We start from the raw sequence: 23,877 nt of genomic DNA on the forward strand, positions 1-23,877 counted from the left end.
GGTGTTGTTCGATTTTCAACCAATAAGAATGCACGATGTATGCAAAAAACGTTTCTTTTTCTACAGTTGACTTCATATTCCAAAATGCTGACTAGACAGCGCTTTGAATCTTTTATTATTAATTTTTTCTTTTGTACTTCTTCCATTAATCCATTGTGTAAATGAAGTATTCGTTAAGATCAAGCTTCCTTCATGCGTAAGTCGTGTAATCAACGGATTTTTATTGAAAGGAGAATCTTCGTGTTCACCGATAATGGTTTGGATTTCATTAAATTCAGATACATTCTTTACAGGCCTGGTAGAATCAAAGGCATAGCCTATTTTCCACTCTTTGTCTTTATGTCTTAATTTCATTTCTAAAACATAGTCACCATGCTCACTCTGTTCTTTTCTGACTCGGAATTCCCCATTATTAGAAGTTACGGCCTCACCTGATAGTGGAACTGGTTTTAATGGCAAATTCATCCCAAATCCTGTATCGATTAAATACGTATGCTCTTCGTGAGTCATTAAGATGGTTACATGCGTCCTTCCTAGCTTTACAAATTCTTGTGCAACATGATTATAGACCACCCCGCGTGATAGAACAGCGTTAAAACCACTTTCAATTAAGAAGAAATAAACAATAGAATTCAATTCATAGCAGAGACCACCTTCTTTTTGTATAAGGAGCTTGTTCACCAAGTTCTCTTTTGTGATCTCTTTTGCTCTATTCTCCATAAGGGATAAATTTTCAAAGGGAATGGTCATAGCTGTTTTCTCGAGAAAACTAGGTAACATTTCAAAGGTAATTGCCTGATTCTCCGGGATGCCTATTCTTTTAAGAAATAAAGCCTTTAGCTCGCTCATTACATTTCTCCTCCAATTCAATCCCATATGCATCTGTCAAACGAAAAGCTTTCATACTGAGAAGCACTTTTCCATAACCTGAACATGTTTTTTTATATATTGCATCACGTTCAAGATATACATTGAACATTCACCTTTTAAAAAATAGGTTTTTTGTATATTTAAACAAAATCAAGATCGCCTTTTATAATTGAATACATGTATAAATCATCAAATTTTCCACAAGTAAATTCATAATGTCTCAGCAATCCTTCCTTTTGAAAGCCTTGTTTTTCTACGAGTTTCTGTGATGCTAGATTATTAGGTTCAATTAAAGCTTCAATTCTTTCTAACTGAAGGTGCTGAAACCCATACGTAACAACAGCTTCCAACGCTTCACTTCCTATACCCTTTCCCCAGAAATCCTTACTTAATTCAAAGCCCACTTCAGCTCGGAAATGTTTCGTACGCCAATTAAGGAACCCACAGCTTCCGATAATCCTACCAGAATTCTTCAGGGTAATTCCCCATCTCATTCCGGTTCCCTCTTGATATATGGATGTATACCATCCGACTTCATCCCATACGTCTTCAACTGTTTGGTAAGGTTCTAACCCCATATGTTTCACAACATCATGATCAGATAAGTATGCAAACATATCTTTGCTATCTTCTGTTGTGACTTCTCTTAAAATTAATCTACTTGTTTCAATGGTAGGAAATCTTTTTTCCATCACATTTTCCTCCTTTCAAGCAACGAACAATACCAATTATTTCAAAAACATGCGCCTAACTCAATCATTTTTAATTCCATTAAGCACTATTTATTAGAAAACAAAGCCTGTAGCCCTCTTTAGTATGAAAACAATTCATTGGAAAATACTATACTCGTACTCCTTGAATGGAACATGACCATAGTCTCCAACTTTCAAACACTATTATATAAGACTATTGATCTATTTTCAGTTAACCTATTGTCTTAGATGCTACTATTGCCTGAGGGTTATTTTGTTGTGGGTTTCATATAATCGGTTTAGAAAGGAGTTGGAAAAATGTTCAATAAAAGTTTAATTATTCTTTTTATGTGTTTTTTTGTAGGATTAACAGGGCCAGTCTATGCACAATCGAATCAAGAGGTGATGATACCAGGTAAAGGTCCGAACGATGGCTTGAAATTTGTTCCAAATGCAGATTATGATGGGGATGGTATTTCAAACAAAGATGAAAATGAAAGTGGAACCTTTATTTTAGAGAAGGATACAGACTTTGATTCCCTTTCCGATTCAGATGAACAGCTGTTGTACATAACAGATCCAGCAAATGCTGATACTGACGAAGACGGCTTATCGGATGGTGTTGAAGTGAATGATTTCTTTAGCGATCCCAAAGATCCGGATGAAAACCGAAATGGAGTGAAAGATGGAGAAGAGACCCGAACAGTACCCATACCTCCTAATCCTTATCATGTATCAGGTACGGTTACAGGAAAAGGCAATATCACTCGAAAATTTACGATAGCAACCAATCCTTTCATCATGCTTCAACATATTGATCAATTGGATAATCTGATGTATATCCACTCCTTTGACAATGATCTATCATTTGAGTTGGATATCCCCGGAGACCATAAACAGAAGAAATGGTTTACGTATAAACCAAACAGCGGAAAGTTGACACCCGTCATAAAGGCCGTTCAAAAAGAAAACAAGTGGCACGTGAAAGTACAAGGCGGAGGTGTAATACTTTCAATCAATGAAGAAACGCAACAGTCCAAAATAGAAGGCTTGCCAAATCTGCTTCTTCCTGAATCGATAAAACATACGAATGGAAAGTACAAAAACAAAAAAACCGTGACATTTAAGGATAAGAAGGATCAAGATAATATGGCTGTTTATGAAATAACCCCAACTAACGAACTGCGCCCATTATCAGTGGAAACAGGAAAAACACCAGTCATTATGTTGCACGGGTTGTTTGGATCTACGGGTTCTTTCGGATATGAGAACCTGTGGGCAAATAGTGATGATTTAGCAAAAGCGAATGCGAATGTCAGTTCAACACAATCCTTCTCAGGAAAATCTTATTCTTCGGGAACTCAGCTTTCTTACGGTAATAAAGATGTTCACTTTATTACTTCAACGAGCGATTACAACGAACTTGGAGCAATGCTTGATTCGGCACAAGGGTATACGCCAAACGTCGATCTTTTCGCATTTGAATATGACGAGGGAGGCCACGTTGGACTTGGAGCACAATATTTAGGGCAGTTTATCCAAGATCTTCGTTCATCAGGAATTATACCCTCCTCATCACCTGTCCAGCTACTCGCTCACAGCAAAGGCGGACTCGTATCGAGGTACTATATCGAAAATCAGAATGGCAGCGTGAATATTGCACGGCTCTTCACTATCGGTACTCCTCATTTCGGGTCAGATCTTTCTCTTTATGGCGACATGGACCGGGATGACAGCGATTTATGGAAGTCAAATGACCATGATCCATATTGTGATACCTTTACAAACAGCCATCCGTATACAAAATACTTCTTACTCGGAGGATTTAATCCATCTGATGTACCATCGTCACTAATCGGATATAAGCAGGCTCCTCATTTAACGGGGATTACTTCACATTATGATGACCATGTTCGGAGCACATTTAAGGCAGCCGGTAAAACATTGAGTTGGTGGAGCTATGCAGATATTGAAGATGGTGCTGTGAATATCGACAGCGCGATGGGATCAGATCAAGACCCTGATTACAATGGGACCCTGCAAAAACTTTCCGTCACAAAACGATTTTATCTTTTTCATTCTACGTATGGAGATCACTCTGCCATGAGGAAACATCCAGAGACCGATAACCGCACCTCACAAATTTTTGCAGGAAGCTGGGATTAAGAAAACACTTAATATCTTAACGAAAAAAAGGACTGGGATCAGTCCTTTTTGATTTCTATACGATAATTCCTTTTTTTCATCCAAACCCATTTGCTATTAAAGGTGGTCCTGAGACTAGGATCTTCTACAAAACCTACTCCTTTATAGCACTGAAGGGCTTGCTCGTTCTTAGGCTCTATTCTTAAAAACACCCATTCATACGGATAATCCTTGCATTTTTCAAGAAGTTTTTGAATGAACCTTTTGCCTATCCCTCTATTACGAGCAGAAGGCTTGACCACTAAATGAGCAATTTCTAAATCTTTCTCTTCCTCATCTACCCATATCTCTCCAAATGCGACACTTTCTGAGTCTTCTTCAAACATATAACCCATTTGATCATGTGCTTTATACCAACTATAAAACATCTCAGAAGAATAAACGCGATTACCTGTAACATTCTCACAATCCTGAGGAGCATTTAACCATTCTTTTATTATCGGTTCATCTTCTAGCATAACGTCTCGAATGTTCATTATGTCAACTCCTGCATATCAGAATTAGAACATGCTCCATGTTAATCCACAAAGTACTAGGAGCATACATAAAATTTAACTCATAGACATATTAGCATCAAGCCACGTTCTAAGTTTTTCTGCGTACTCTGATCGTTCTCTAGGGGTACTGAGATCTCCATTCGTGAAATAAAGATTATCGTTAAAATACCTTGGATAAACATGCAGATGGTAGTGCCAAACATCCTGACTTCCACCGGGCTCGTTATGTTGTCTAGTCGATATGCCGTCACACTCATAACAGGCCTTTAGTGCAAAAGAAATTTGTTGGGATACCTTATGTATTCGAGCAGCGATCTCTATTGGTAAATCAAAGATATTTTCATAGTGTTTATTAGGTATGATAATCACGTGTCCTTTATTATTCGGCCACCATAAGGTCGCGATCAGTGCCGTTACATAGTCGTCCTTATATATAATATCTTGCTGCTTCGATTGAACTAACTTGTTTTCTTCATCTTCTTCACCTTTAACTACTAAGCAAAAAGGGCAAATGTAATCTGCAGGCATATGTTTAAAACGATTATCCATCATCGTCTACACCTCTCCTTAACAAATAAAAAGTAAAGTATATGCTAAACACTTAAACATGGCCGTAATCTATTAATCTAGGTTAAGTTAAGGATAAAGGTTTCCTTATCGACATTGTTTGTAAGATAATCTTCTTGCAGTATCCCATAAACAGCACAGTCTTTATATTGATTTTTGGCATTTCGAATCATATGTCTGATTATCCCTTCTTGTTCCATTCCAACCTTTTTCATTATTCTTCCAGAAGCTGGATTGTCTGTGTTATGTGCTGCAGATATCTTGTGGATATTCATAATGCTGAAGCCAAATTCCACAACCGCACTTAACGCTTCCGTTCCATAGCCCTGGTTCCACCAATTGAATCCAAGAGAATAACTGACCTCACAGTTTTCAGTGAGATTGTCAAAATCATATAGATCGATTTCTCCTATTAGTTCACCGCTCTTTTTCAGTTCAATACCCCAGTAACAGAATCCTGTGCTGTCATAGTCACTTACAATCTTTGCGACCCTCTCCATGGTTTCGGAAACTGACTGATGTGCGGGATTGATTCGATTATCGCTTACCCGTTCGTCGGAAAGCCAGTGGTCAAAAATGCTTTCTGCATCTGTCAGTTCCAACCTTCTAAGGATTAATCGGTTGGTTACAATTTTGGGTGTTCCTAAATAGTGAATCATTCTGTCACCTCTTCAATTAAACGAAATTGCACTATCCTGTCTGAACAATTACTACCAATTATTTCAAAAAAAGCGTTTTAACTCAATACATATTTTCATTTTTAAAAAATCTTTCCTTGCTCAGGAAATGCACCGAAATTCACCTTTATTAGATGGCATACTCCCTAACTGCCCAAAGCAGCTTTCTTACATTGGTTATGGAAAAGAAAAGAACTAGTCTGCAAATCGTTAAGGATTCGAAGACTAGTTCTTTATTAGCTTGTTAGGGCTTATTAAACCATTAATTACTTTTTAGGAATTTCACATCCATCGTCATCACATATCACACCATCTTGGTTGTTTAAAGCAGTGATTTCATCTTCGGCGATGATCTTTTTCAATGCTTGCACAAACACTTCAGTTGGCTGTGCACCAGTAAGGGCGTACTTTTTATTAATCAGGTAGAATGGAACACCTGTAACACCATATTGTTGGGCTGTTTGTTCATCAGTGCGAACGACATCAGCCATCTCATCACTTGCAAGCATTTTTTCTACAGCTTCCCGGTTCAATCCGACTTCTACGGCCAACTCCATTAATGTTTCATGGTCTCCAATATGCTTAGATTCGGTATAATAGGCACGAAGAATTCGTTCGGTCATCTCTTTCATTAAACCCTGTGTTTTAGCAAACATCGCCAAACGGTGAGCATCAAAGGTGTTTGTAAGGATGAGAGTATCCATATGATATTCTAATCCAACTTCCTTCGCCATCTGTACCATGTTTTGAGTGTTTGCTTTTGCAGTAGCTATACTCATCCCATATTTTTGGGCTAGTTTTTCGTATATATCTTCTTTTATATCACGTTCCATTGTTGGATCCAACTCGAAGCATCGATATGTTACTTCAATCGGATGGTCAATCTGCTTGATAGCATCCTCCAGACGCTTTTTGCCAATATAGCAGAATGGTCAAGCAAAATCTGTCCACATTTCAATATGCATATTTAATCCCTCCAATTCTTGTTGCTACTTTATTATAGAAGGTATAAGAGTAATTTACACATAATTTGATTTTAGATCCTCAAAACATTGTATCCCTTGAAGTCTGTTTAAAAAAAGACCAAGATGTGAAATCCTGGTCTCTAATGTTCTATGAAAGTCAAAGATTTAACTCAACACCATATCTTTTTTGCTTAAACCAAGCGACTTCGCAGTTGAAGTATGAATTTCCTGTAAAAGCTCTGGGTTTTCCATTAAGGACACTCCATAAGAAGGAATCATTTCTTTAATCCTCGGTTCCCATTCTTTTATATGTTGTGGAAAACATCTTTCAAATATTTCAAGCATAACGTGAACGGCAGTAGAAGCACCCGGGGAAGCGCCTAGTAAGGCTGCGATCGACCCATCAGCAGCAGTAATCACTTCTGTACCAAATTGAAGCGTTCCTTTGCCTCCAACTTCAGTGTCTTTAATTACTTGCACACGTTGGCCAGCTACAACTAAATCCCAATCCTCAGCTTTTGCGTTCGGAATAAACTCTCGCAACTCTTCCATGCGCTGTTCTTTGGATAGCATCACTTGCTGAATCAAGTATTTTGTCAATGACATCTCTTTTGCTCCTGCGGCCAACATCGTTAAGACATTATTCGGTTTAACGGAAGTGACCAAATCGAACATTGAACCTGTTTTTAAGAATTTTGGAGAGAAGCCAGCAAATGGTCCAAAGAGCAACGATTTTTTATTTTCGATATATCTCGTATCAAGATGTGGCACAGACATTGGCGGCGCACCGACCTTCGCCTTGCCGTATACTTTTGCATGTTGCTGCGCGATAACATCCGGATTATTACATACCATAAAAATTCCGCTGACCGGGAATCCTCCAATATGTTTTCCTTCTGGTATTCCGGATTTTTGCAGCAGATGCAGACTTCCTCCGCCACCTCCGATGAAGACGAATTTTGCTGTGTGGCGTTCGACAGTACCGCTATTCAGATTCTTCACTTTCAATTCCCACGAACCATCTTTTGTACGGCTAATATTTTCAACAGAATGGTTATAGTTAACATGTGCGTTTCTTGCCTCTAGGTGGTTAAATAACATACGCGTTAACGCACCGAAGTTGACATCCGTTCCTGAGTCAATTTTTGTAGCAGCAATCGGTTCATCCAATTTTCGACCTTCCATAATAAGCGGAATCCATTCCATCAGCTTTTCATGATCATCGGAAAATTCCATTCCTTGAAACAAAGGATTACTTGACAGCGCTTCCATACGTTTCTTCAAAAAAGCTACGTTTTCTTCCCCTTGCACCATACTCATATGAGGCAAGGGCATGATAAAGTCCTTTGGATTATCAATCAGTTTATGGTTCACAAGATAAGACCAAAACTGCATGGAAACCTGAAATTGTTCATTAATGCTTATGGCTTTACTAATATCTACAGATCCATCCGGTTTTTCTACCGTGTAGTTAAGCTCACACAGTGCAGCATGTCCCGTCCCTGCATTATTCCATTCATTAGAACTTTCCTCGCCTGCTTTTGCAAGCTTCTCAAACACCGTAATTTCCCATTCTGGAACTATTTCTTTCAAGAGAGTCCCTAAAGTCGCACTCATGATTCCGGCACCAATTAAAATGACGTCTGTTTTAGTTTCTCTATCGCTCAATTTTACCAACCTTTTTCACTTAAATTTTCAGAAAAATGTAGCCGTTACAACAAGCTAAGTCGCAACACTAGTCACTCACTATTTCTGTCTTAAATAAAACCCTATTATAGTAAATTACAATTATTTGCGTAATAAATTTTTCCTATTATATGATAATTATAAATTATTTGATAGCTGATAGAAAGGGATAATTCTGTCAACAAGAATATCCCTTTTTTGCGAGAGGGTATTTAATAGTAGAAAGCTATTAACAAACGTCGCCCTAACAGTTTCGAAACCTTAAACAAAAACACTCATTCTTATTAATGAAGCTTTGTTGTTGCTTCAATCTTCAGCTAATGCACTGAATTATTGAATTCTAAACAAAACTTTGTATCATTTACTATTTTATTGATTATGTAATCATTTTCTTTCAATGTTAATTCACTTGTATTTAAAAAATGCTTATGATCTAATCCCGAGTTAGTAAATTCATCGAATAAGATCATACACCGTTTTCCCATCCTATGCTCTTCTATTCTCCCATTATCCCTTTTAAGTAAAGTGCCTTGATCAACCCATAACACCACATATTTCACAACTGCGTTTAGTTCTTTTATATTTTCACTAAGCCATCTTGCATCGTTTGGAAATGTTACATAATCGATCACAACATCACACCCATGATTAATGAAGTTTCTAGTAAGGTGTAAAATATTATTCCAAATGAGTGAATGTTCGTGCTCACTTTCCCACGGTTTTTCTCTGCCATTTATATGCATATGGCTTATGTAGTCACCAGATAAATAAGCACTATTCGATAGCTTTTTTACAAGTTCTTTTGAAGTGGTTGACTTTCCCACTCCCGCTGGTCCTGATAAAATATATACATTTCTTATATTGTTTTGCCCCAAAAGAGCTCCCCCCTTTAGCTTCGAATACTACCGAATCATTAATAATAATGATATGCCGATCGTTGAAGAAAATAACGCACTATTAAAGCTTTTTTAAAGTTGAAACTACTAAATTGCCAAAGGTTTGAATATCTTTTATATGGTCAAATTTTTCATTATCATAGGTATATAAGCTGTTGTTCATTCTAACAGCAACTGCGTTTAAAGCAGGAATAACCGTACACGAACATCCTGATGCTCCTAGAATTTGAAAAGATCCTTCAGGTAACTCAGAGCCAAGCTCATCAAGTTTAAATGATACTTTATTGTCCTTTATCCACCAGAAAAATCCAAACCTCGGGAGTTGATCATGTAATGTTTCAGGACTTTGAATGGAAGTTGCAAGGTCAAAAACTTCTTTTGGAAGGATTCTTTTCCCATTCGATAAACCTTTATTTAAATGTAAATTTCCCCATAATGCCAGTTCTCTAGCACTTACATATAAATTTCTTTCATCTCCAATATTCGAACCCATTCTTAAAGTCGGATAACTACTTGGGGAATGTATATCACAGACTAAACTACTTTTACCTTCAGTAACCCATTCTGTTTTTGTCCAATTTAGAGGTTTAAATACGCTTTCTGTAAGAATTTCATAAACTGTCTTGCCTGTAGCTCTTTGCAATATTTTTGCTAGTAACTTTGGCATCTTACCTTCAATATATGTACCCGCTTCATAAACACGTTTCACCTTATCATTTTTAAGGGTTAAACCGGAACATCTTGTTACTACATGTCTTATTGTCGTTGCCCCAAGAATTTCAATATCGTATTCATTCAAATACATGCTTATTCTATCTTCAAGTGCTAAATATCCCTCATAAACTGCAATTGAAAGTGCTAAGCCAACATAAGTTACTCGGGTTGAATAAACATTAAACTGAGAAGAATCGTCAATATTTTTAGCTCCCTGCTCAAAATGATGAGTACCAGAATAATACTCGTGTACAATGGTATTATCTTTCATAATGACTAAAGCAGAGCCTGAAGCATACATTTCTTGTTTAATTTTCTCGGTATATTCTGTAATAGGTTTAAATACGGACTTATTTATCGTTAATTTCATTTCTCCTTAACCGCCTTTATGAATTCCTTCTTCACTTTCCCTACGTTTAGTTCAATAAAAAAACATTTCTCCTTCTTGAAGAAATGCACTCTTAATTTATGAAGAATGAGTGTATTACATTTTCACTTAAAAGGCACGACTTACAACGTGTCCTTGAAATTCCAATGCGTCTAAAGCTCGTATTCGCTGGGTCTCACTTATTTCGGATAAATCCATCCATTTATAATCAGAGTGTTCAGAACTAAGATTGATTTCCGCATCCTTTGGAATAGAACAGCGAAACATTGCAGCTTGAGTATTCAATGCACTATGATAATAAATTCCCGTTAATATTGCATCCCGAAACTCTATTCCAAGTTCTTCTCTGCATTCACGATATAACGCTTGATGAACGGTTTCTCCAGGTTCAACACTCCCGCCTGGTAAACTCCATCCCTTGTTTCCATAAGTTCTCTTTAATAGAAGTACACGACCTTCGTAATTAAATATAATAGCATGAGCACCAAACCTAAAAGTATCATTAAAAGCCAATTCTATTCCTCCATTTACTGAGCTTTTCTTATTACAGGAATGCTGTGATTTAAACTCACAAATAATGCTACCCTCTAGTTCAATAAAAACTTAAAGCACTTTGCTTAATACCCTTAAAAATCCTTTAAACAAAAAGATTCTAAAAGGAGAAACTGTTATTGAACCTTTTACAATTTTATCTTTATATTTCAAGTAATTTTTAATTTGTTTTTTTCTATTTGGAATCATAAGCAGAGGTAATTTATTTGGTCTAAACCACTCCACCTTCTCAGTTTCAGGACCATCCTTTATTGATGAACCGCCTATTTTTTCCCCTAAGAATATATGTTGCATATCATCGTATTGAGGTTGATAATATTTTCCTATTTTTTGAGTGATTGAAATAATATATCCTGTTTCCTCTTCCGTTTCTCTAATAGCACAACTTTCTAGTGATTCTTCCTTTTCCAATGTTCCTCCAGGTAAATCCCAGAGAGGATAATCTTTTCTCTTGGCTAACAATATATGACCTTCTTTATTGATGACAATAGTAAAACAGCCCGATGTTTTTGCCATAATAGTTATTTCTCCTCTTTAAAGTGAACTTCCAAAATTAAACATATAACTCAATCCTTTTTCTCATAGTCAAGTAGACTTTGAATGAAAAAAATTCTTATGAGTCTCTCTTAGCTGTGACGCTATTGATGGGGCTCTATAATCTTCTTAATACCACTAGATATTCGCTTATAAGGTCGATTCTCATTCTTCTTTTAGGTCTTCTCTCGGTTCAAATCACGCAGAAAAAGACGCTTTTCCTAATCAGAAATCGCGTCTATTTGATGAAAGGTACACTCTATAAGGTTGAAACACTCCATTTCTCTATATCTTTAAATCCTAAACGTTTATATATCCTTCCTGCTTCTGCATTATCATAAAAAAGACAGAGTGTTTTTCCTTCTATTTGAAGATCGTGAATTAAATTTTCCAAGCATTTTGTAGCGTACCTTTTTTTCTTATAAGACGTTAATGTACATACAGCAGAAATCATCGCGGAGAGACTATTCTCACAAACCGTAGAAGCAGATGATACGTATTCTCCACCGTTTTCTATAACGTAATTTCTCGACCAACCTTTCGTGATGTTTTGGGCAATTACATCTGGATTATGATTGTCTCCTTCAAATTCTGGGACTTTCTTATATAACTCAACTATTTTGTTAACATCTGTTTCAGTTGCAAGAGAAACCTCTGTATTCTTTTTCAAGTTTATTGAATGAGTACTTTTGAGTTCAGCATATAAATAGCTGCGGCTATTTTTTACGGGATTAAACAAGTAGGGTTTAACTTTTTCCGTAATGCTTTCAATACCAACAAGAATATTAGCATTTGTGTCTTTTGAAATAATAGAAACAAACCCCTCAATGTCAAAATCACCTATACCAAAAGGAGCATATTTATCCTTATACTTGTAAAGAATTCCTCTTAATTCATTAGATTCATTATAATCTCCCCATACTGATTGCAAATCACTATTAAACCCAAAAGCTTCGATCCCCCATAATATAAATAGGTTCTCTGAAGGTTTCTGCTTTAGTAAGTTATACAAATTATCTTTATCATCAAAGCTCAGTTTCTTTAACAATCAAGGTTCCCCCTTTAATCTTATAAAGAGTAATTCTCATATAGAGGGAATTAAACCTTTCAATAGTCATAGTGTTCATAGAATTGTAGAAAATAACTTCAATAAAAAAGCATCTCTCTTAGTTGGAGAAATGCACAGAATAATGGAATAAGTAGATTTCGTTTCCTTTAACTGTCTAGATCTTGTTAAGACATTGTTCAATGTTGTTCTGAAGTGATTCTAGCTTAGAGTTTTTGTTTATTTTTATATAAGAAAAGGAACGTTTCTGTTCATCTGGCTTTCATGTAGTCAGAATTTGAAACAGAATAATATAGACATGTAACTTCTCTGCCATCCAAACGATCCAGTTTTACCTTTCTTTCGAATTTGTAAGTGAACCCACACTTTTCATTCACCCTTTTAGAGTTATTATTGAAATCATAATGGCCACACCAGATTACATCTAAATCTAATTCTTCAAAACCATGTCTGAGCAAACTATTTACAGCTTCGGGAATATACCCCTTACCCCAATAACCAGGATTTAGAACATACCCTATTTCTTTTTGTTTCAAATGAGAAAGTGCTTCATCTGGTTTCCTGTCATGAAGTCCTATTCCTCCGATCACCTTTTTTTCCGATTTCAATTCAATTGCATACACATCATTACCATTTATAAACATTTCAATAATTTCTTTACTTTCTTCTTCATTTTTATGGGGTTTCCATCCTGCGTTCGGACCTACCAACTCACTTTTAGCATATTCGTATAGGTCTTCACTGTCCGTTACTTTCCATTCTCTCAATAGCAATCTTTCTGTAGCTATTCTATACATGAACAAAACCCCCTATTTTTATTTTTTCAAGTATAGACTACTCTTTCTTAAAAAGGAACAATTTTCCTAAATACCACAAAAAGTCTGCTTGTTGTATAAAAAAATAACTCAATTTAGTATAAAAGGAGTTATTTCTTGTATATATTCAAATATATTCACTTCATCTATTAAGGCACCACATAACGTAGATTAAGATTTCCTCATTGAACATAAGTTGACTCACTCGCAAAAAGAAAAAGTCGCGGCTTTATAAGCCCACGACTTTACCTGACTTGATTGAAAATGTTTCTCCATGTCCTGCCTGTTCTAACGTTTGATTGTTTGAGTAATAACTGAACATGGCTAACGTAATAATACTGAGAACTAAAAGTTTCTTTTTCATTTTAAAGCTCCTTTATCAACCAATTTTTGTTTTGCTTTAAAAGCCGTTAGGAAGTACGAACTTGCTTTCTCATAATTATTAAAATTTAAAAAGTGTAATGCAGCTTCTTCTGTGTATTCTTGAATGTATCCCCATAATTCTTCTCTTTCAAAGTATAAAATTCCTTCTTCAAGAGTTGATTCACATAAATCATTATGAAACATTTGAAGTATCTTTAAATGGTGTTCATATTCCTTATTGCCTTCTTTCGAACAACTCTCTAAACCTTCTGAAATTAGTTTTTCTGCTAACGATGCATTATTCAACTTATAATGTTCTCGTGCGAGCAAGAAAGCCGTTTTATGTAACCGAAAGTTTTTATTATATGCTTCATCTAAATGGTGAATTGCTACTTGTGATAGGTTTTGTTCAGAGTATAAAAATCCAAGGTTATATCTAAAGAGTAAAACTAGGCTTTCTTCGTTTTGTTTTAAAATCAGGTCTAAACCTGTTAATAAATGTTCTTCGGCCTTTTCAAATTGTTTTAATAAAATGCAGGAAAGACCTAAAATATTTTCACAACCTGCTCTTTTTATTTCGTACCCATTAAGGCTAAAGGATTCTTTAGCTTTATTAGCTATATGTAAGGCCAACAGAGGCTGTTCGATATGGTAATAAAATTCTGCAACTTTGTAATAGTACTCTGCTATTTCCATAGGATCAGAGACCCACTTCAAGAGTTTATCTGAGTTCTCAAAGTAACGACGTGATTCACTGTAATTCTCTTTTAAAGTGCAATGGATAGCTTTGAAAAATTGGTAATAAAACTGCAAAACATAGTCCATTTGTTGAACAGGTTCTATAGTTTCTAACACTTGCTCTGCTTGGCTGAGATCTTCTATTAAAAGTTGATATCTGTATTCTAATAATAAATATTGTATGTACAGCTTTGATGTCCGTTCAAGCTCAATTCCCTGTAACTTACTTGTAATTTCATTTCTTACTTCTTTTGCTCGCAAAAGATTTCTTGCACGAATCTCTGGATACCATTTGTTTAATAACAGACTGATTCCGTCTATTGTAACCGTATCAATACTCATTAGACACCCCTTCCTTTTCTTTCCAAATACCAATTAGTTCCATTTTAGCATAAAGGACCGAAAAGAGAGTTGGGAAAACTATCATAGAATTGGATACTTTATTATATGAAAACAGTACCTATTTTCCCAATACGTTAGGCAAGTACTAAATCCCTAATAGCGATAAAATCCTTGTCACACCTTTTTGTAGCCTTCAATTTTCCTGTAGTGATCTATAGCATCGTAAAAAGTTGCTTCTCCTTTATAGTTATAGCCATATTGGTCCAAACGTTTTTCAATACGTTTCTTTTCTTCTCAATTTCTTCATCCATGTTGATGCCACAATTTTCTCTTTTTACCAGTAATTTTTGTGTTTTCATCAATTGTTACCCACATTTGTTCTTCATCTTCTTGTGCTTTTTTAGTTAATGCTAATAAAACCCTTGTATGATCTTTATTTACTTCTGTAACGACTCCAGATATATCATATTTTTTATTGAAGGCATTATCTGTTGATACTTCATTTACTTTTGTAACATGGTCTGGATCTTCATGACTTTGTTGACAACCAAATATTACAAGTGCTAAAAGTGTACAAGATAAAGTTAAACTACGTTTTTTCAAACCTATCACACTCCTTATAGGCTTTAGACGAATTGGGTTAAATTATTGTTACTTAAGATAGCTGTCGTTAAACTCAAAAAAAGTGCATATCTCCTTCCTGAAGAAGTGCACCAGAACTTAATTGGAGTATGGGATTTTCTTGCGGTTCTAATATATTCTATTTATTTTTTATTAAGCGTTGGATTTCTTCAAATTCTCCTAGTTATACTTCAAGCAGTAACCATATATAAAAAATATACAAAACAACCACTATAACCACTTAGGTGGTATTTATTTTGTATTAATGGACCTCATCTTCATTTTAAAAAAGTAGTTATAAGTACAAGCACGAATGTACTGTCTATCATAATCTTTATAATACAAGTAATAAGGTAGGTTATTAAAATAAGATATTTTAGAAATTATTGTCATTGTTGTAGGTGTTGTGTATGTATTTGCTCTGGACCTCCTGGACCTCCTGGACCTGAAGGACCTATTGGGCCTCAAGGACCAACTGGACCTACTGGACCTGAAGGGCCTACTGGACCTCAAGGACCAACTGGACCTATTGGACCTGAAGGACCTATTGGGCCTCAAGGACCAACTGGACCTGCTGGACCTGAAGGGCCTACTGGACCTGAAGGGCCTACTGGACCTGAAGGGCCTCAAGGACCACCAGGTCCTACTTTAACTCCGGCATACGGATATGCAATTCGTAATGTTATAACTTCACAGGATTATGTAGTTAATACCCCCATTATTTATAACATTAATGGTCCTTTAAATGATGTTGTATTTACTTCAACTGGATTACAAGTCTTACGAACAGGTACTTATCAAGTTCAATTTAGTTCTACGACCTCGTTAACCTCAGCCCAAAATAATACTAATTTAGTTGAATTAGTTATAAGACTTAATGGTTCAACAATCCCTGCAATACAATATCGTTCAAGAGTAAGTTTAAGAGCTCAAGTGTCAACTTCCAACTTAATCCCTCAACATTCTTCTGCAATTCTTGCACTTACTGCTGGGGATTTAGTAGAGGTTGTACCTATTGTTGAGACTGGTGCTGCTGCATACCAAACCGCCTATTTACAAGTACTTCAAATATTATAATTTTCGGATTAAATATAGATCAACTAATCTTAAAAATAATAAATTAAGATTAGTTGATCTATATTTTTTCACTTTAAGAAATTCACTTACTGTTCCATAAAATACTAGATGAAGTTAAAGGCGTCAGTTTGTAAACTAATTCCTTATACCCTGAGAGGCTTAAAAAAGATCTAGCGCATGTAATGAGGGATAGAATTATTAAAAATAATGGGTCTGATTATCCTTTTTTGAGATGAACATCTTTAATTAAGCAAGGGTCTCCTATTGAAGAAATGCACCCTGTAATCATCATTTAACCAGTTCAATAATTTAGGAATTGTATCTGCATAGAGCCTGATCTCATTTATTGTTCCTGTCACTTGCATAGTTCCCATCTGCTGTTCTTCTTCCTCTGTACATTCAATCCATAAAGAGCGTTTTAAATTGTATTCAAGCCACCCTAATTTGCCCAAAAAACCATTTTCTAATACCACTTTCCAGTCTTCTTGTAAATTACCATTTCTCTTTTTATATCCGTTTATAAATGAGAAGAATTTTTGCTTATCAATGTCTCCTTCTTCATTTTTAGACCAATATATTGCCGTTTCAATTAAGTCTTGCATTGGATTTATATAACCAGCTGCTTCCCAATCAATAAGGACTGGATTGTCTAGATTCCACATAACATTCTTAGTATCTAAATCCCTATGGCTAATAACCATATTCGATGAAAGAAATTCAGATGCACGAATTGCCGTTAAATTCCATTCCTTAAGGTTATTAAGATTTTCATGGAGTAACTCAACCCATTCTGAACGATTTTCTTTACCTTTTTCTAAATAGTAATTCCAATTAGTTGATTGACTAAAATCAAATTTATCATTTACAATACTTAACTCTGAACATTCTGCTTTATGTATTTTTGCAAGGATCGCACCTATTTTACCGCAATGAACATTACTTATTTGATTGGGTTTCAGACTTTCACCTTCCATCCAATCAAACACAAGGTAAAACTGATTGTCTACTTTTTTTAAGAAATTTCCATTAATAATTTTAGCTGGAATAGCTGGTATTATATCTGATAAGCAATTGGCTATTTTTTCTGAATTAATATAGTTTCTCATTGCCGTTGGTCTAAGCATAATTTGAGGATTTAGTAGTTTTATGGCATACTTCCCTTTTGTAGTTTCAACAGCATACATTCTATGTAAAAGCCCACCAGAAATGAGATCAGTATTCACCAACTCACCGAGATGAGATCTTTGACACATACCCATAAAATCCATTTTATATTGTAATTTACTCATTTTCCCACCTCCTTGTTCTGCCGCAACAAACCCACCTAGACGTATAAATAAGTCTAACTCTAAAGCTTCTCAGTTCGTATCTTCAGCTGTTCGGAGAAACACAATCTTTTCTCCAGTAGTTGTATTTTTAATTACGTTACCCTTATTAGCCATAAAATCCTCCTAAATTTTAGTTTTATACTTTAGAAAAAGTGGACTATGAACTCTTATTATGAAACTATTCTTACCCCATTTGGGTCCACTTTTATGGGTGATAAGCCTCTAATAACAGCTTCTTTAATAGTAACTTCATCACCAACTTCTGAGCTGATCGTTTTAACAGGCTGGCTAAACAAAATGGAAAGGTCATCTTCTAACCCTTTTATTTTCGTTACCATTTTTAGTTCTTCAATTTCTGTAATATCAGTTGTAGTATCTATGACATCCGAATGTGTTTGGAGTTCGATTCTAAATTTATAAGGTGTTGTTATAAAAGTCCTCCGTTCTGCTACTTTTACTTCCCACTTCATTTTTTTTGCGTTATCACATATTTTGTTATGCTCTTCAATCGAAACCAGTAAACCAATGTGATCAAACATAGGTTTTTTTCCGTAACCAAATGTAATATTGACCTTACCTTTCCGTACCTCAATAATGCGAAAAAGAATATTCTTCTCACGAAAATCATCCCAGGTTAGTGGAGGATTAAACGGTTGAAATTCCCCTTCACATTTCCCTATTCGTAGAGATACACGAAAGCCATGATCCTTATAGAATTTTTCTGTCTCTTCTACATAAGGAGTCCAAAAATGATAATGAAAAAGCAAAAAAGCCACCTCTTTATAAACCAATATTTTAAAAATCTTTTCACTAGATAAAAATTGTTGTTAATTCTATTTAAGTTGATCCATAAAAAACCTTCTTAAAAGAAATGCAAACGATAATGGAAGAAAGAAAGTTCATTGTTCTAATTCAATAAATCTTTATTAAGACCTTCCCTTCATAATTACGGCTTTCAATTAATTTATGAGCTTGTGCTGCCTCACTTAAATCGAAAACTTGTTCGATAGGAAGAGCAACTTGTTTTGAAGCAAATCGTTCTAAAACTTTTTCAGCGATAGGTGCTAGTCGTGCTGGATTGTGCTTTCTTGTTGTTCCTAAGCTAAAACCTTTAATAGTTCTACAGCTACTATGAACGTCACTTGTTTTGAACGTACCAGGTTTGCCACTGCTATTGCCGAATTGAACAAGTGTCCCATATAAAGCTAAACAATGTAAACTTCGACTAGTAACTTCACCAGCAACGGAGTCAAAGATAACATTAGCACCTTGGTTATTTGTCTGTTTTAAAACTTCTTCTGCAAATGTTTCGTAAGTGTACACGATATCAACGCCTAACTTTTTTACATAATTCTCTTTGTCCAGATTTCCAACAGTTCCAATAATTTTTTGAACGCCAGCTAATTTTGCAAATTGTACGAGCATTGAACCTACTCCACCAGCTGCACTGTGTATAACAATGGTGTCTGTTTTTTGAACTTCCCCAATTTCATGTAGAAGAATATAGCTTAAAATAGATACAGTTGGCATTGTAGCAGCCTGTTCAAATGATAGGTTATCTGGCATTTTAAAAACTAATTGTTCATTTGCTGCTACAAATTCTGCATACGAACCACCCCTTGGGAAAGCGATCACACGATCTCCTTCTGAAAAAGGTGAATCCGCGGAAACCTCAATAATTGTTCCGGCAACATCTAATCCTAGCATTAAAGGAAAAGTACCTTCCCCTTTATTTCCTAAGCGTTTTTTTATGTCTGCATAATTAACACTTGTATAGGCTGCTTGAATTAAGACTTCGTTTTCACCTATCCTTGGTATTTCAACATCTGTATATGTAAGCACATTAGGATCACCAAATTTATTTTGTATGACTGCTTTCAATATTCTATCTCCTTGCATCATTTTTTGATTGCTATGCAATATTTCATAATCTGCTTGAGTGAAAAAAAGCTGAAGACCTGTATTTTGATCTTCAACTCTTGTTCTCAATTGTCGAAAATCCGTATTAAGCCTCTACATTATTTTTATAATAATTGGCCCAGTGGGGTTGTGTACCGTCAATATCCTTGACACCAGATATTGAATAAGGATGATTAAATTTCGTTTATGTAATCAAATAATTGCTCAATGCTATTCTGATTTGCATCTCTTGCTAATGCATTATTGAAAAGTGCGTAAGCCATTTCGTCATTGGCTCTTAGCCAAACAAATGAGCTCTTTGGCCCAAAATACCATAAACCCTTCAACTCAAAATAGATTTCTAAGCTGTCTTTAAGCATCCAATGAAACCGATAATTACCCTCGATGTCATTTTTGGTGGACCGTATATACATTTTTTTAAGCCAACTCTTCAAAAAAACTCTTTCTTCATTAGATAATTGTTTGGGACCTTTTTTATATGTATCCTGGATTTCTAATAAAAACTTTTCAGCAAGACTCCTTTCATTTAACAAAGTTCTTCCTTCATGAACACGTAAAAATTCTTCGGGGTTATTCATCTTTTTCGTGTTGTATATCCAAACGTCTAATTGTATATCTTCAAAAGCTTCCACATCGTTCTTATCATCTGTTGTATCGGAAAAACAGACGATATCCAAGTCACTTTCATCAGTAAAATCACCTCTACTGTATGATCCATATAAGATTATTGTGTGACATCTATATTTCTGCATTAAATATTTTTTTACTTTATCAAATAAGTTACTTTCATTCATTAAGCTCCATCCCTTTATCAAGATATATCGTAATTAAATAATACAATGTAATCCTTCACAAATACTTCCCGTACAAGAGATACGACGTGGTACTAATCGTACTTATGCTTCGCCCAGAAATTCTGCAAAATGTAGAAAACCGATTTTTCTAACAAGGTAATTTCTTAATACACCTGAAGTAGCTTTTTCAATTGGAGGTTTTGTTAAAGTATACGCTTTAGCATTTAGCTCAGAGAATTTCTCTCTATCTACCTTATTATGAAAATCATCTTCAATAATCCCTGATGTGATGGCGGCTTTTGGATAACCCATAAAAAACACATGAGTTCTTAGTGCCATACTTGGAGTGGAGTGTAAAAGTATGAGTACAAATACAAAGGCTATCAATATGAACGATTTCCTCCTTTTTTTCAAACAAATCCTCCTAATAGTAAATTTTTTTTAACCATTAACCTAATTGTTACAAGACACTCATGTACATTTGGCCAATTGTCTCAAAAAAAAGTGCATTCGCTTATTACGAAATGCACGTTAGCTTAATTGATTCTCTATTGATTTCGATCTAATTTTTCAGCTATTCTTTTTAAAGATGTATTCATTTGATATAACATTACAGCAACAAAAATGAAAAAACCTAATGGTAAAAGAAAAGTAAAAAGTCCCATAAAAGAAAGCCAGATAGATCCTATTCCCATAAAAAATCCCCCAGTATATAAATATAATTGCTATGAATTCTTCTTTATTACATAAAATCGAGTCGCTATTTCCTTACCCTGCTACTTTTCTATAGTAGAACCTTATTTAGACACCGTACCCCGTTCATTGAAACTCATCCTATAAAAATTTAGCTATCCAATAGATGAATGGCAACGATACAAGAAGAAAGCCTAGCATTTTAGTTTTATTGTAAAATTGAAATATAAATCCGACTACAAAAATTAAAAAAGGAATAAACTTAGAGTAATCACTAGTACGATTCTCCTCCGCAATAAATCCTGTTGCAGCTAAGTAACAATTAATAAATACGAAAATTCCTGTAATAAGAATATATGAGTACCTCATAAAGCTTATTGCGATCCTTTTTGACTCCATTGCCTTCGACGTTTCCATCAAGTCACCTTCTGCATTATTTTATTTTCCATATTATAACATTATATATTAGGGCTTGGGAATTACATGAGCAATACTCCCAACCTACTAAATAAAAAATGCATTCCTCCTTTTTGAAGAAATGCACCCTTATGTTAATGATAACTTGTTTATTTTGAGTAAAACCAAGGGATAGCTGGAGGCATTCCTGTTTCAGGTAAGAGATAAACAATCACGAAATACAAACAAATTAATGAAGCAAAAAAAGTAACGCATACAGAAAGTAAAAGATTCACCTTTCTGAAAATACCGTACATCCCACAAGCAAAGCTGATTAAGCCAAGAAATAATTCAAAAAATGCTACTGGATATAATGAGTAATTTTCAATAATATAAATTCTAATCGTGTTAAAGACAGAAACAAATAAAACAAACAAGACTTGTATAATGAATCCTCGTACAGGGATACTCAATAAAAACCCACCATCCTACGCCTCTTACACAATGTATAATAATTAATCACTCATATATTTCTTTTCTATAAATGTCCATACTGCATAACCTACTATGGACTCATAATAACAGTCCCTGTATAAGAAATTGTAACCCAATCCCACTCTGAAACAGTCTTATCTGCACCGTAATAATTCTTAATTTCATAACTTTGATCTTGATAATCAAATAAGAAAATTAATAGTAATCCTCCGAAAACGATACCGATTATTAATGAATAAAGCATTTTTTTCAGCAATCTCACTCCCCTCACCCAATATCGAATTTCTTTTTTATTTCTCCGGTTCGATAAGAGGCAATCTTCTCATTCTTGATAAAATGCCAGTTAGTCAATGCATTTATGAGAAGGGAGTAATGTATCTAGTTTGGTTTTTAATTCTTTCGATATCCCTGTAACGGGAAGTCTTGTTTCTGGTGAATGAATGAGGCCTTTTTTATAAAGATAGTACTTCAATGGTGCTGGATTTGTCTCTTGGAATAGCATATTCGTAATCGGATAGGTCTTTCTCCATATTTGTAAGGCAGTATTGTGATTATTTTCTTTTACATTCTGGAAAATATCAAGAAAGTCATTCGTTACCAAATGTGCAGATGCTAAAATTCCACCTGAACCTCCTAACGTTAGGTGATGATAAAAAGAAGCATCTTCTCCTGTTAAATTAGAAAAATTGGGGGCTGGATTTAGAAGTAATTCCAACGATTGTTTCAAGTTACCACTAGAATCTTTAATCCCCACAATATTTTCACATTCTGCTATTCTATAAATGGTTTCATTATCAATATTTCTCCCTGTCCGATAAGGAATGTTATAAATCATGATTTGTAAACTTGTTGATTCTGAAATTTGTAAGAAATGCTCGTATATTCCTTCTTGGCTTGGTAGATTGTAATAAGGTGAAACGGATAAGATTCCATCAACTTTATATCTTTCAATCACTTTTAATTGTTTAATAGCCTTTTTAGTATAATTTCCGCCATGTCCAACAAAAATAGGGATGCGTCCATTAACAACTTCTACCGTTTTATCAAGAACCGTTTCGAATTCATCTTCCTCAATCGTTGGACTTTCACCTGTTGTTGCTAATGGTATCAGCCCTGAAATGCCCTGGTCTATATAATAATCAATTAATCTTACATATGATTGAATATCGACCTTACCATTTATAAAAGGGGTTATGATCGGAAGCCAAACTCCTTCAATTTTCATTTTTAAAAAACCTCTCTTTTTCTCATTTTTTATATACAAAGATATTCACTTCATTTATTTATGTTCCTTCTTTGAATTTAAGTGTTTAAAGTTCAAGTAAGTATCAATACTTTTTAGGTTTTAATTTTCAATTACAATTTCTCCTTCACCTATAGGAGTTTCAAAACCATTAAGGTAGGAAGTCAAAAGTTCTTCTGAAATAGGAAAGGCATTCGCATCAAAACGTTTGCTTCTTATCTTTAGGCGTTCACGTAAATCATTAGGATGAACTTTCAAATAAATAAGCATCCATTTGCCGCCAGCTTCTTCAATAATTTTTTTATATAGCTCCCTTCTTGCACGATCCCAAAAACTAAAGTCTATCACCACCTGTTGTTTATCGTAAATTAACTTTATTAATGAATTGCGCAACTTTCTTTCTGCATATTTCTTAAATTCCTCAATCTTTTCGAGTGGAAAATCAATCCCATAACGGCCATTCGTTGCCCATATTTCTTCATCGATAGAAAGACGTACAAAACCTTCTTTTTCTAATTGTTGGGCGAATGTAGTTTTCCCAGAACCAGCTATTCCACACATCATTACCACTAGAGGGGTGAAGTCGTCACGTTCCTGATAAATGAGATCAAAATTAAACTTATTAAACATTAAATACCCCCCACTTTCTGAGATGAATTTCATCGTAGTCATAAATAGGTTCTCAATCTGCTTTTAAACTAAACTATTCTTTACTTCCATGAAAAAGAGCATTTCTCCTTTGT

The 23,877-nt window shown here is 34.9% G+C and carries 29 protein-coding genes; 3 read left to right on the plus strand and 26 right to left on the minus strand.

Annotated features, from left to right (window positions below; all coding sequences use genetic code 11):
• Positions 1–72 precede the first annotated feature (72 nt).
• Entirely contained in the window at positions 73–849 is a 777-nt protein-coding gene (locus KUV80_RS09545; protein ID WP_222462488.1) for an arylamine N-acetyltransferase family protein, read from the minus strand.
• Positions 850–1,010: 161 nt separating this feature from the next.
• Positions 1,011–1,562 carry a GNAT family N-acetyltransferase gene (locus KUV80_RS09550; RefSeq protein ID WP_222462489.1) on the minus strand — a complete coding sequence of 184 codons (552 nt, stop codon included), beginning with the start codon at positions 1,560–1,562 and terminating at the stop codon, positions 1,011–1,013.
• Between the two features lie 318 nt (positions 1,563–1,880).
• Here KUV80_RS09550 and KUV80_RS09555 point away from each other — a divergent pair, with 318 nt between their 5' ends.
• A complete protein-coding gene (locus KUV80_RS09555; RefSeq protein ID WP_222462490.1) occupies positions 1,881–3,728 on the plus strand; it encodes an esterase/lipase family protein in 1,848 nt (615 codons plus the stop codon).
• Positions 3,729–3,766: 38 nt separating this feature from the next.
• Here KUV80_RS09555 and KUV80_RS09560 read toward each other — a convergent pair whose 3' ends face one another.
• The 14 genes from KUV80_RS09560 to KUV80_RS09620 form a co-directional block, all read right to left on the minus strand.
• Positions 3,767–4,243 (minus strand): GNAT family N-acetyltransferase, encoded by a 477-nt coding sequence (locus KUV80_RS09560; RefSeq protein ID WP_222462491.1) that lies wholly within the window; start codon positions 4,241–4,243, stop codon positions 3,767–3,769.
• Between the two features lie 75 nt (positions 4,244–4,318).
• Entirely contained in the window at positions 4,319–4,813 is a 495-nt protein-coding gene (locus KUV80_RS09565) for an HIT family protein (protein WP_222462492.1), read from the minus strand.
• Positions 4,814–4,890: 77 nt separating this feature from the next.
• Positions 4,891–5,490, minus strand: a complete 600-nt coding sequence (locus KUV80_RS09570) for a GNAT family N-acetyltransferase (RefSeq protein ID WP_222462493.1) — start codon at positions 5,488–5,490, stop codon at positions 4,891–4,893.
• Between the two features lie 284 nt (positions 5,491–5,774).
• The gene (locus tag KUV80_RS09575) at positions 5,775–6,428 is read right to left on the minus strand and encodes a DsbA family oxidoreductase (protein ID WP_338083496.1); all 654 of its coding nucleotides are present in this window, start codon (positions 6,426–6,428) and stop codon (positions 5,775–5,777) included.
• 210 nt (positions 6,429–6,638) lie between these two features.
• A complete protein-coding gene (locus KUV80_RS09580) occupies positions 6,639–8,141 on the minus strand; it encodes a malate:quinone oxidoreductase (RefSeq protein WP_222462495.1) in 1,503 nt (500 codons plus the stop codon).
• Positions 8,142–8,476: 335 nt separating this feature from the next.
• Entirely contained in the window at positions 8,477–9,034 is a 558-nt protein-coding gene (locus tag KUV80_RS09585) for an AAA family ATPase (protein WP_246625145.1), read from the minus strand.
• An 82-nt stretch (positions 9,035–9,116) separates the two neighbouring features.
• Complete coding sequence (locus tag KUV80_RS09590; protein ID WP_222462496.1) at positions 9,117–10,139, minus strand: serine hydrolase domain-containing protein; 1,023 nt, start codon at positions 10,137–10,139, stop codon at positions 9,117–9,119.
• A gap of 126 nt (positions 10,140–10,265) precedes the next feature.
• A complete protein-coding gene (locus KUV80_RS09595; protein ID WP_222462497.1) occupies positions 10,266–10,670 on the minus strand; it encodes an NUDIX hydrolase in 405 nt (134 codons plus the stop codon).
• Positions 10,671–10,760: 90 nt separating this feature from the next.
• Positions 10,761–11,225, minus strand: a complete 465-nt coding sequence (locus KUV80_RS09600; protein ID WP_222462498.1) for an NUDIX hydrolase — start codon at positions 11,223–11,225, stop codon at positions 10,761–10,763.
• 277 nt (positions 11,226–11,502) lie between these two features.
• On the minus strand, positions 11,503–12,291 hold the full coding sequence (locus KUV80_RS09605) for a GNAT family N-acetyltransferase (protein ID WP_222462499.1): 789 nt from the start codon (positions 12,289–12,291) through the stop codon (positions 11,503–11,505).
• A 269-nt stretch (positions 12,292–12,560) separates the two neighbouring features.
• On the minus strand, positions 12,561–13,106 hold the full coding sequence (locus tag KUV80_RS09610; RefSeq protein WP_222462500.1) for a GNAT family N-acetyltransferase: 546 nt from the start codon (positions 13,104–13,106) through the stop codon (positions 12,561–12,563).
• Between the two features lie 247 nt (positions 13,107–13,353).
• Positions 13,354–13,488, minus strand: coding sequence for a hypothetical protein (locus tag KUV80_RS18755; protein WP_276516635.1), 135 nt, complete (start codon positions 13,486–13,488; stop codon positions 13,354–13,356).
• Positions 13,485–14,567 (minus strand): tetratricopeptide repeat protein, encoded by a 1,083-nt coding sequence (locus KUV80_RS09615; protein ID WP_222462501.1) that lies wholly within the window; start codon positions 14,565–14,567, stop codon positions 13,485–13,487. The genes KUV80_RS18755 and KUV80_RS09615 overlap by 4 nt, the downstream gene beginning before the upstream one ends.
• Positions 14,568–14,870: 303 nt before the next feature.
• Positions 14,871–15,170, minus strand: a complete 300-nt coding sequence (locus KUV80_RS09620; protein ID WP_222462502.1) for a hypothetical protein — start codon at positions 15,168–15,170, stop codon at positions 14,871–14,873.
• Between the two features lie 424 nt (positions 15,171–15,594).
• On the opposite strand from KUV80_RS09620, the gene KUV80_RS18900 reads away from it, so the two are divergent.
• Positions 15,595–15,840 (plus strand): hypothetical protein, encoded by a 246-nt coding sequence (locus KUV80_RS18900; protein ID WP_222462503.1) that lies wholly within the window; start codon positions 15,595–15,597, stop codon positions 15,838–15,840.
• Between the two features lie 281 nt (positions 15,841–16,121).
• Positions 16,122–16,265: a hypothetical protein gene (locus KUV80_RS09630; RefSeq protein ID WP_222462504.1), complete on the plus strand. Its 144-nt coding sequence runs from the start codon at positions 16,122–16,124 to the stop codon at positions 16,263–16,265.
• 242 nt (positions 16,266–16,507) lie between these two features.
• On the opposite strand, the gene KUV80_RS09635 is transcribed toward KUV80_RS09630, so the two are convergent.
• From KUV80_RS09635 to KUV80_RS09680, 10 genes are all read right to left on the minus strand, one after another.
• Entirely contained in the window at positions 16,508–17,554 is a 1,047-nt protein-coding gene (locus KUV80_RS09635; protein WP_222462505.1) for a phosphotransferase, read from the minus strand.
• Positions 17,555–17,763: 209 nt separating this feature from the next.
• Entirely contained in the window at positions 17,764–18,360 is a 597-nt protein-coding gene (locus KUV80_RS09640; protein WP_222462506.1) for a hypothetical protein, read from the minus strand.
• 145 nt (positions 18,361–18,505) lie between these two features.
• Entirely contained in the window at positions 18,506–19,582 is a 1,077-nt protein-coding gene (locus tag KUV80_RS09645) for a quinone oxidoreductase family protein (protein ID WP_338083482.1), read from the minus strand.
• A gap of 104 nt (positions 19,583–19,686) precedes the next feature.
• Positions 19,687–20,307: a nucleotidyltransferase domain-containing protein gene (locus KUV80_RS09650; RefSeq protein ID WP_222462507.1), complete on the minus strand. Its 621-nt coding sequence runs from the start codon at positions 20,305–20,307 to the stop codon at positions 19,687–19,689.
• A gap of 102 nt (positions 20,308–20,409) precedes the next feature.
• Complete coding sequence (locus KUV80_RS09655; protein ID WP_222462508.1) at positions 20,410–20,694, minus strand: hypothetical protein; 285 nt, start codon at positions 20,692–20,694, stop codon at positions 20,410–20,412.
• A gap of 161 nt (positions 20,695–20,855) precedes the next feature.
• Complete coding sequence (locus KUV80_RS09660) at positions 20,856–21,002, minus strand: hypothetical protein (protein ID WP_222462509.1); 147 nt, start codon at positions 21,000–21,002, stop codon at positions 20,856–20,858.
• 139 nt (positions 21,003–21,141) lie between these two features.
• Positions 21,142–21,417, minus strand: coding sequence for a hypothetical protein (locus KUV80_RS09665; protein WP_222462510.1), 276 nt, complete (start codon positions 21,415–21,417; stop codon positions 21,142–21,144).
• 544 nt (positions 21,418–21,961) lie between these two features.
• Complete coding sequence (locus KUV80_RS09670; protein ID WP_222462511.1) at positions 21,962–22,147, minus strand: hypothetical protein; 186 nt, start codon at positions 22,145–22,147, stop codon at positions 21,962–21,964.
• Between the two features lie 87 nt (positions 22,148–22,234).
• A complete protein-coding gene (gene dapA / locus KUV80_RS09675; protein WP_222462512.1) occupies positions 22,235–23,116 on the minus strand; it encodes a 4-hydroxy-tetrahydrodipicolinate synthase in 882 nt (293 codons plus the stop codon).
• A gap of 120 nt (positions 23,117–23,236) precedes the next feature.
• A complete protein-coding gene (locus KUV80_RS09680) occupies positions 23,237–23,764 on the minus strand; it encodes an AAA family ATPase (RefSeq protein ID WP_222462513.1) in 528 nt (175 codons plus the stop codon).
• Positions 23,765–23,877: the final 113 nt, after the last annotated feature.

The organism is Fictibacillus nanhaiensis, from assembly GCF_019801215.1.
Taxonomy (GTDB): Bacteria; Bacillota; Bacilli; order Bacillales; family Fictibacillaceae; genus Fictibacillus; species Fictibacillus nanhaiensis_C.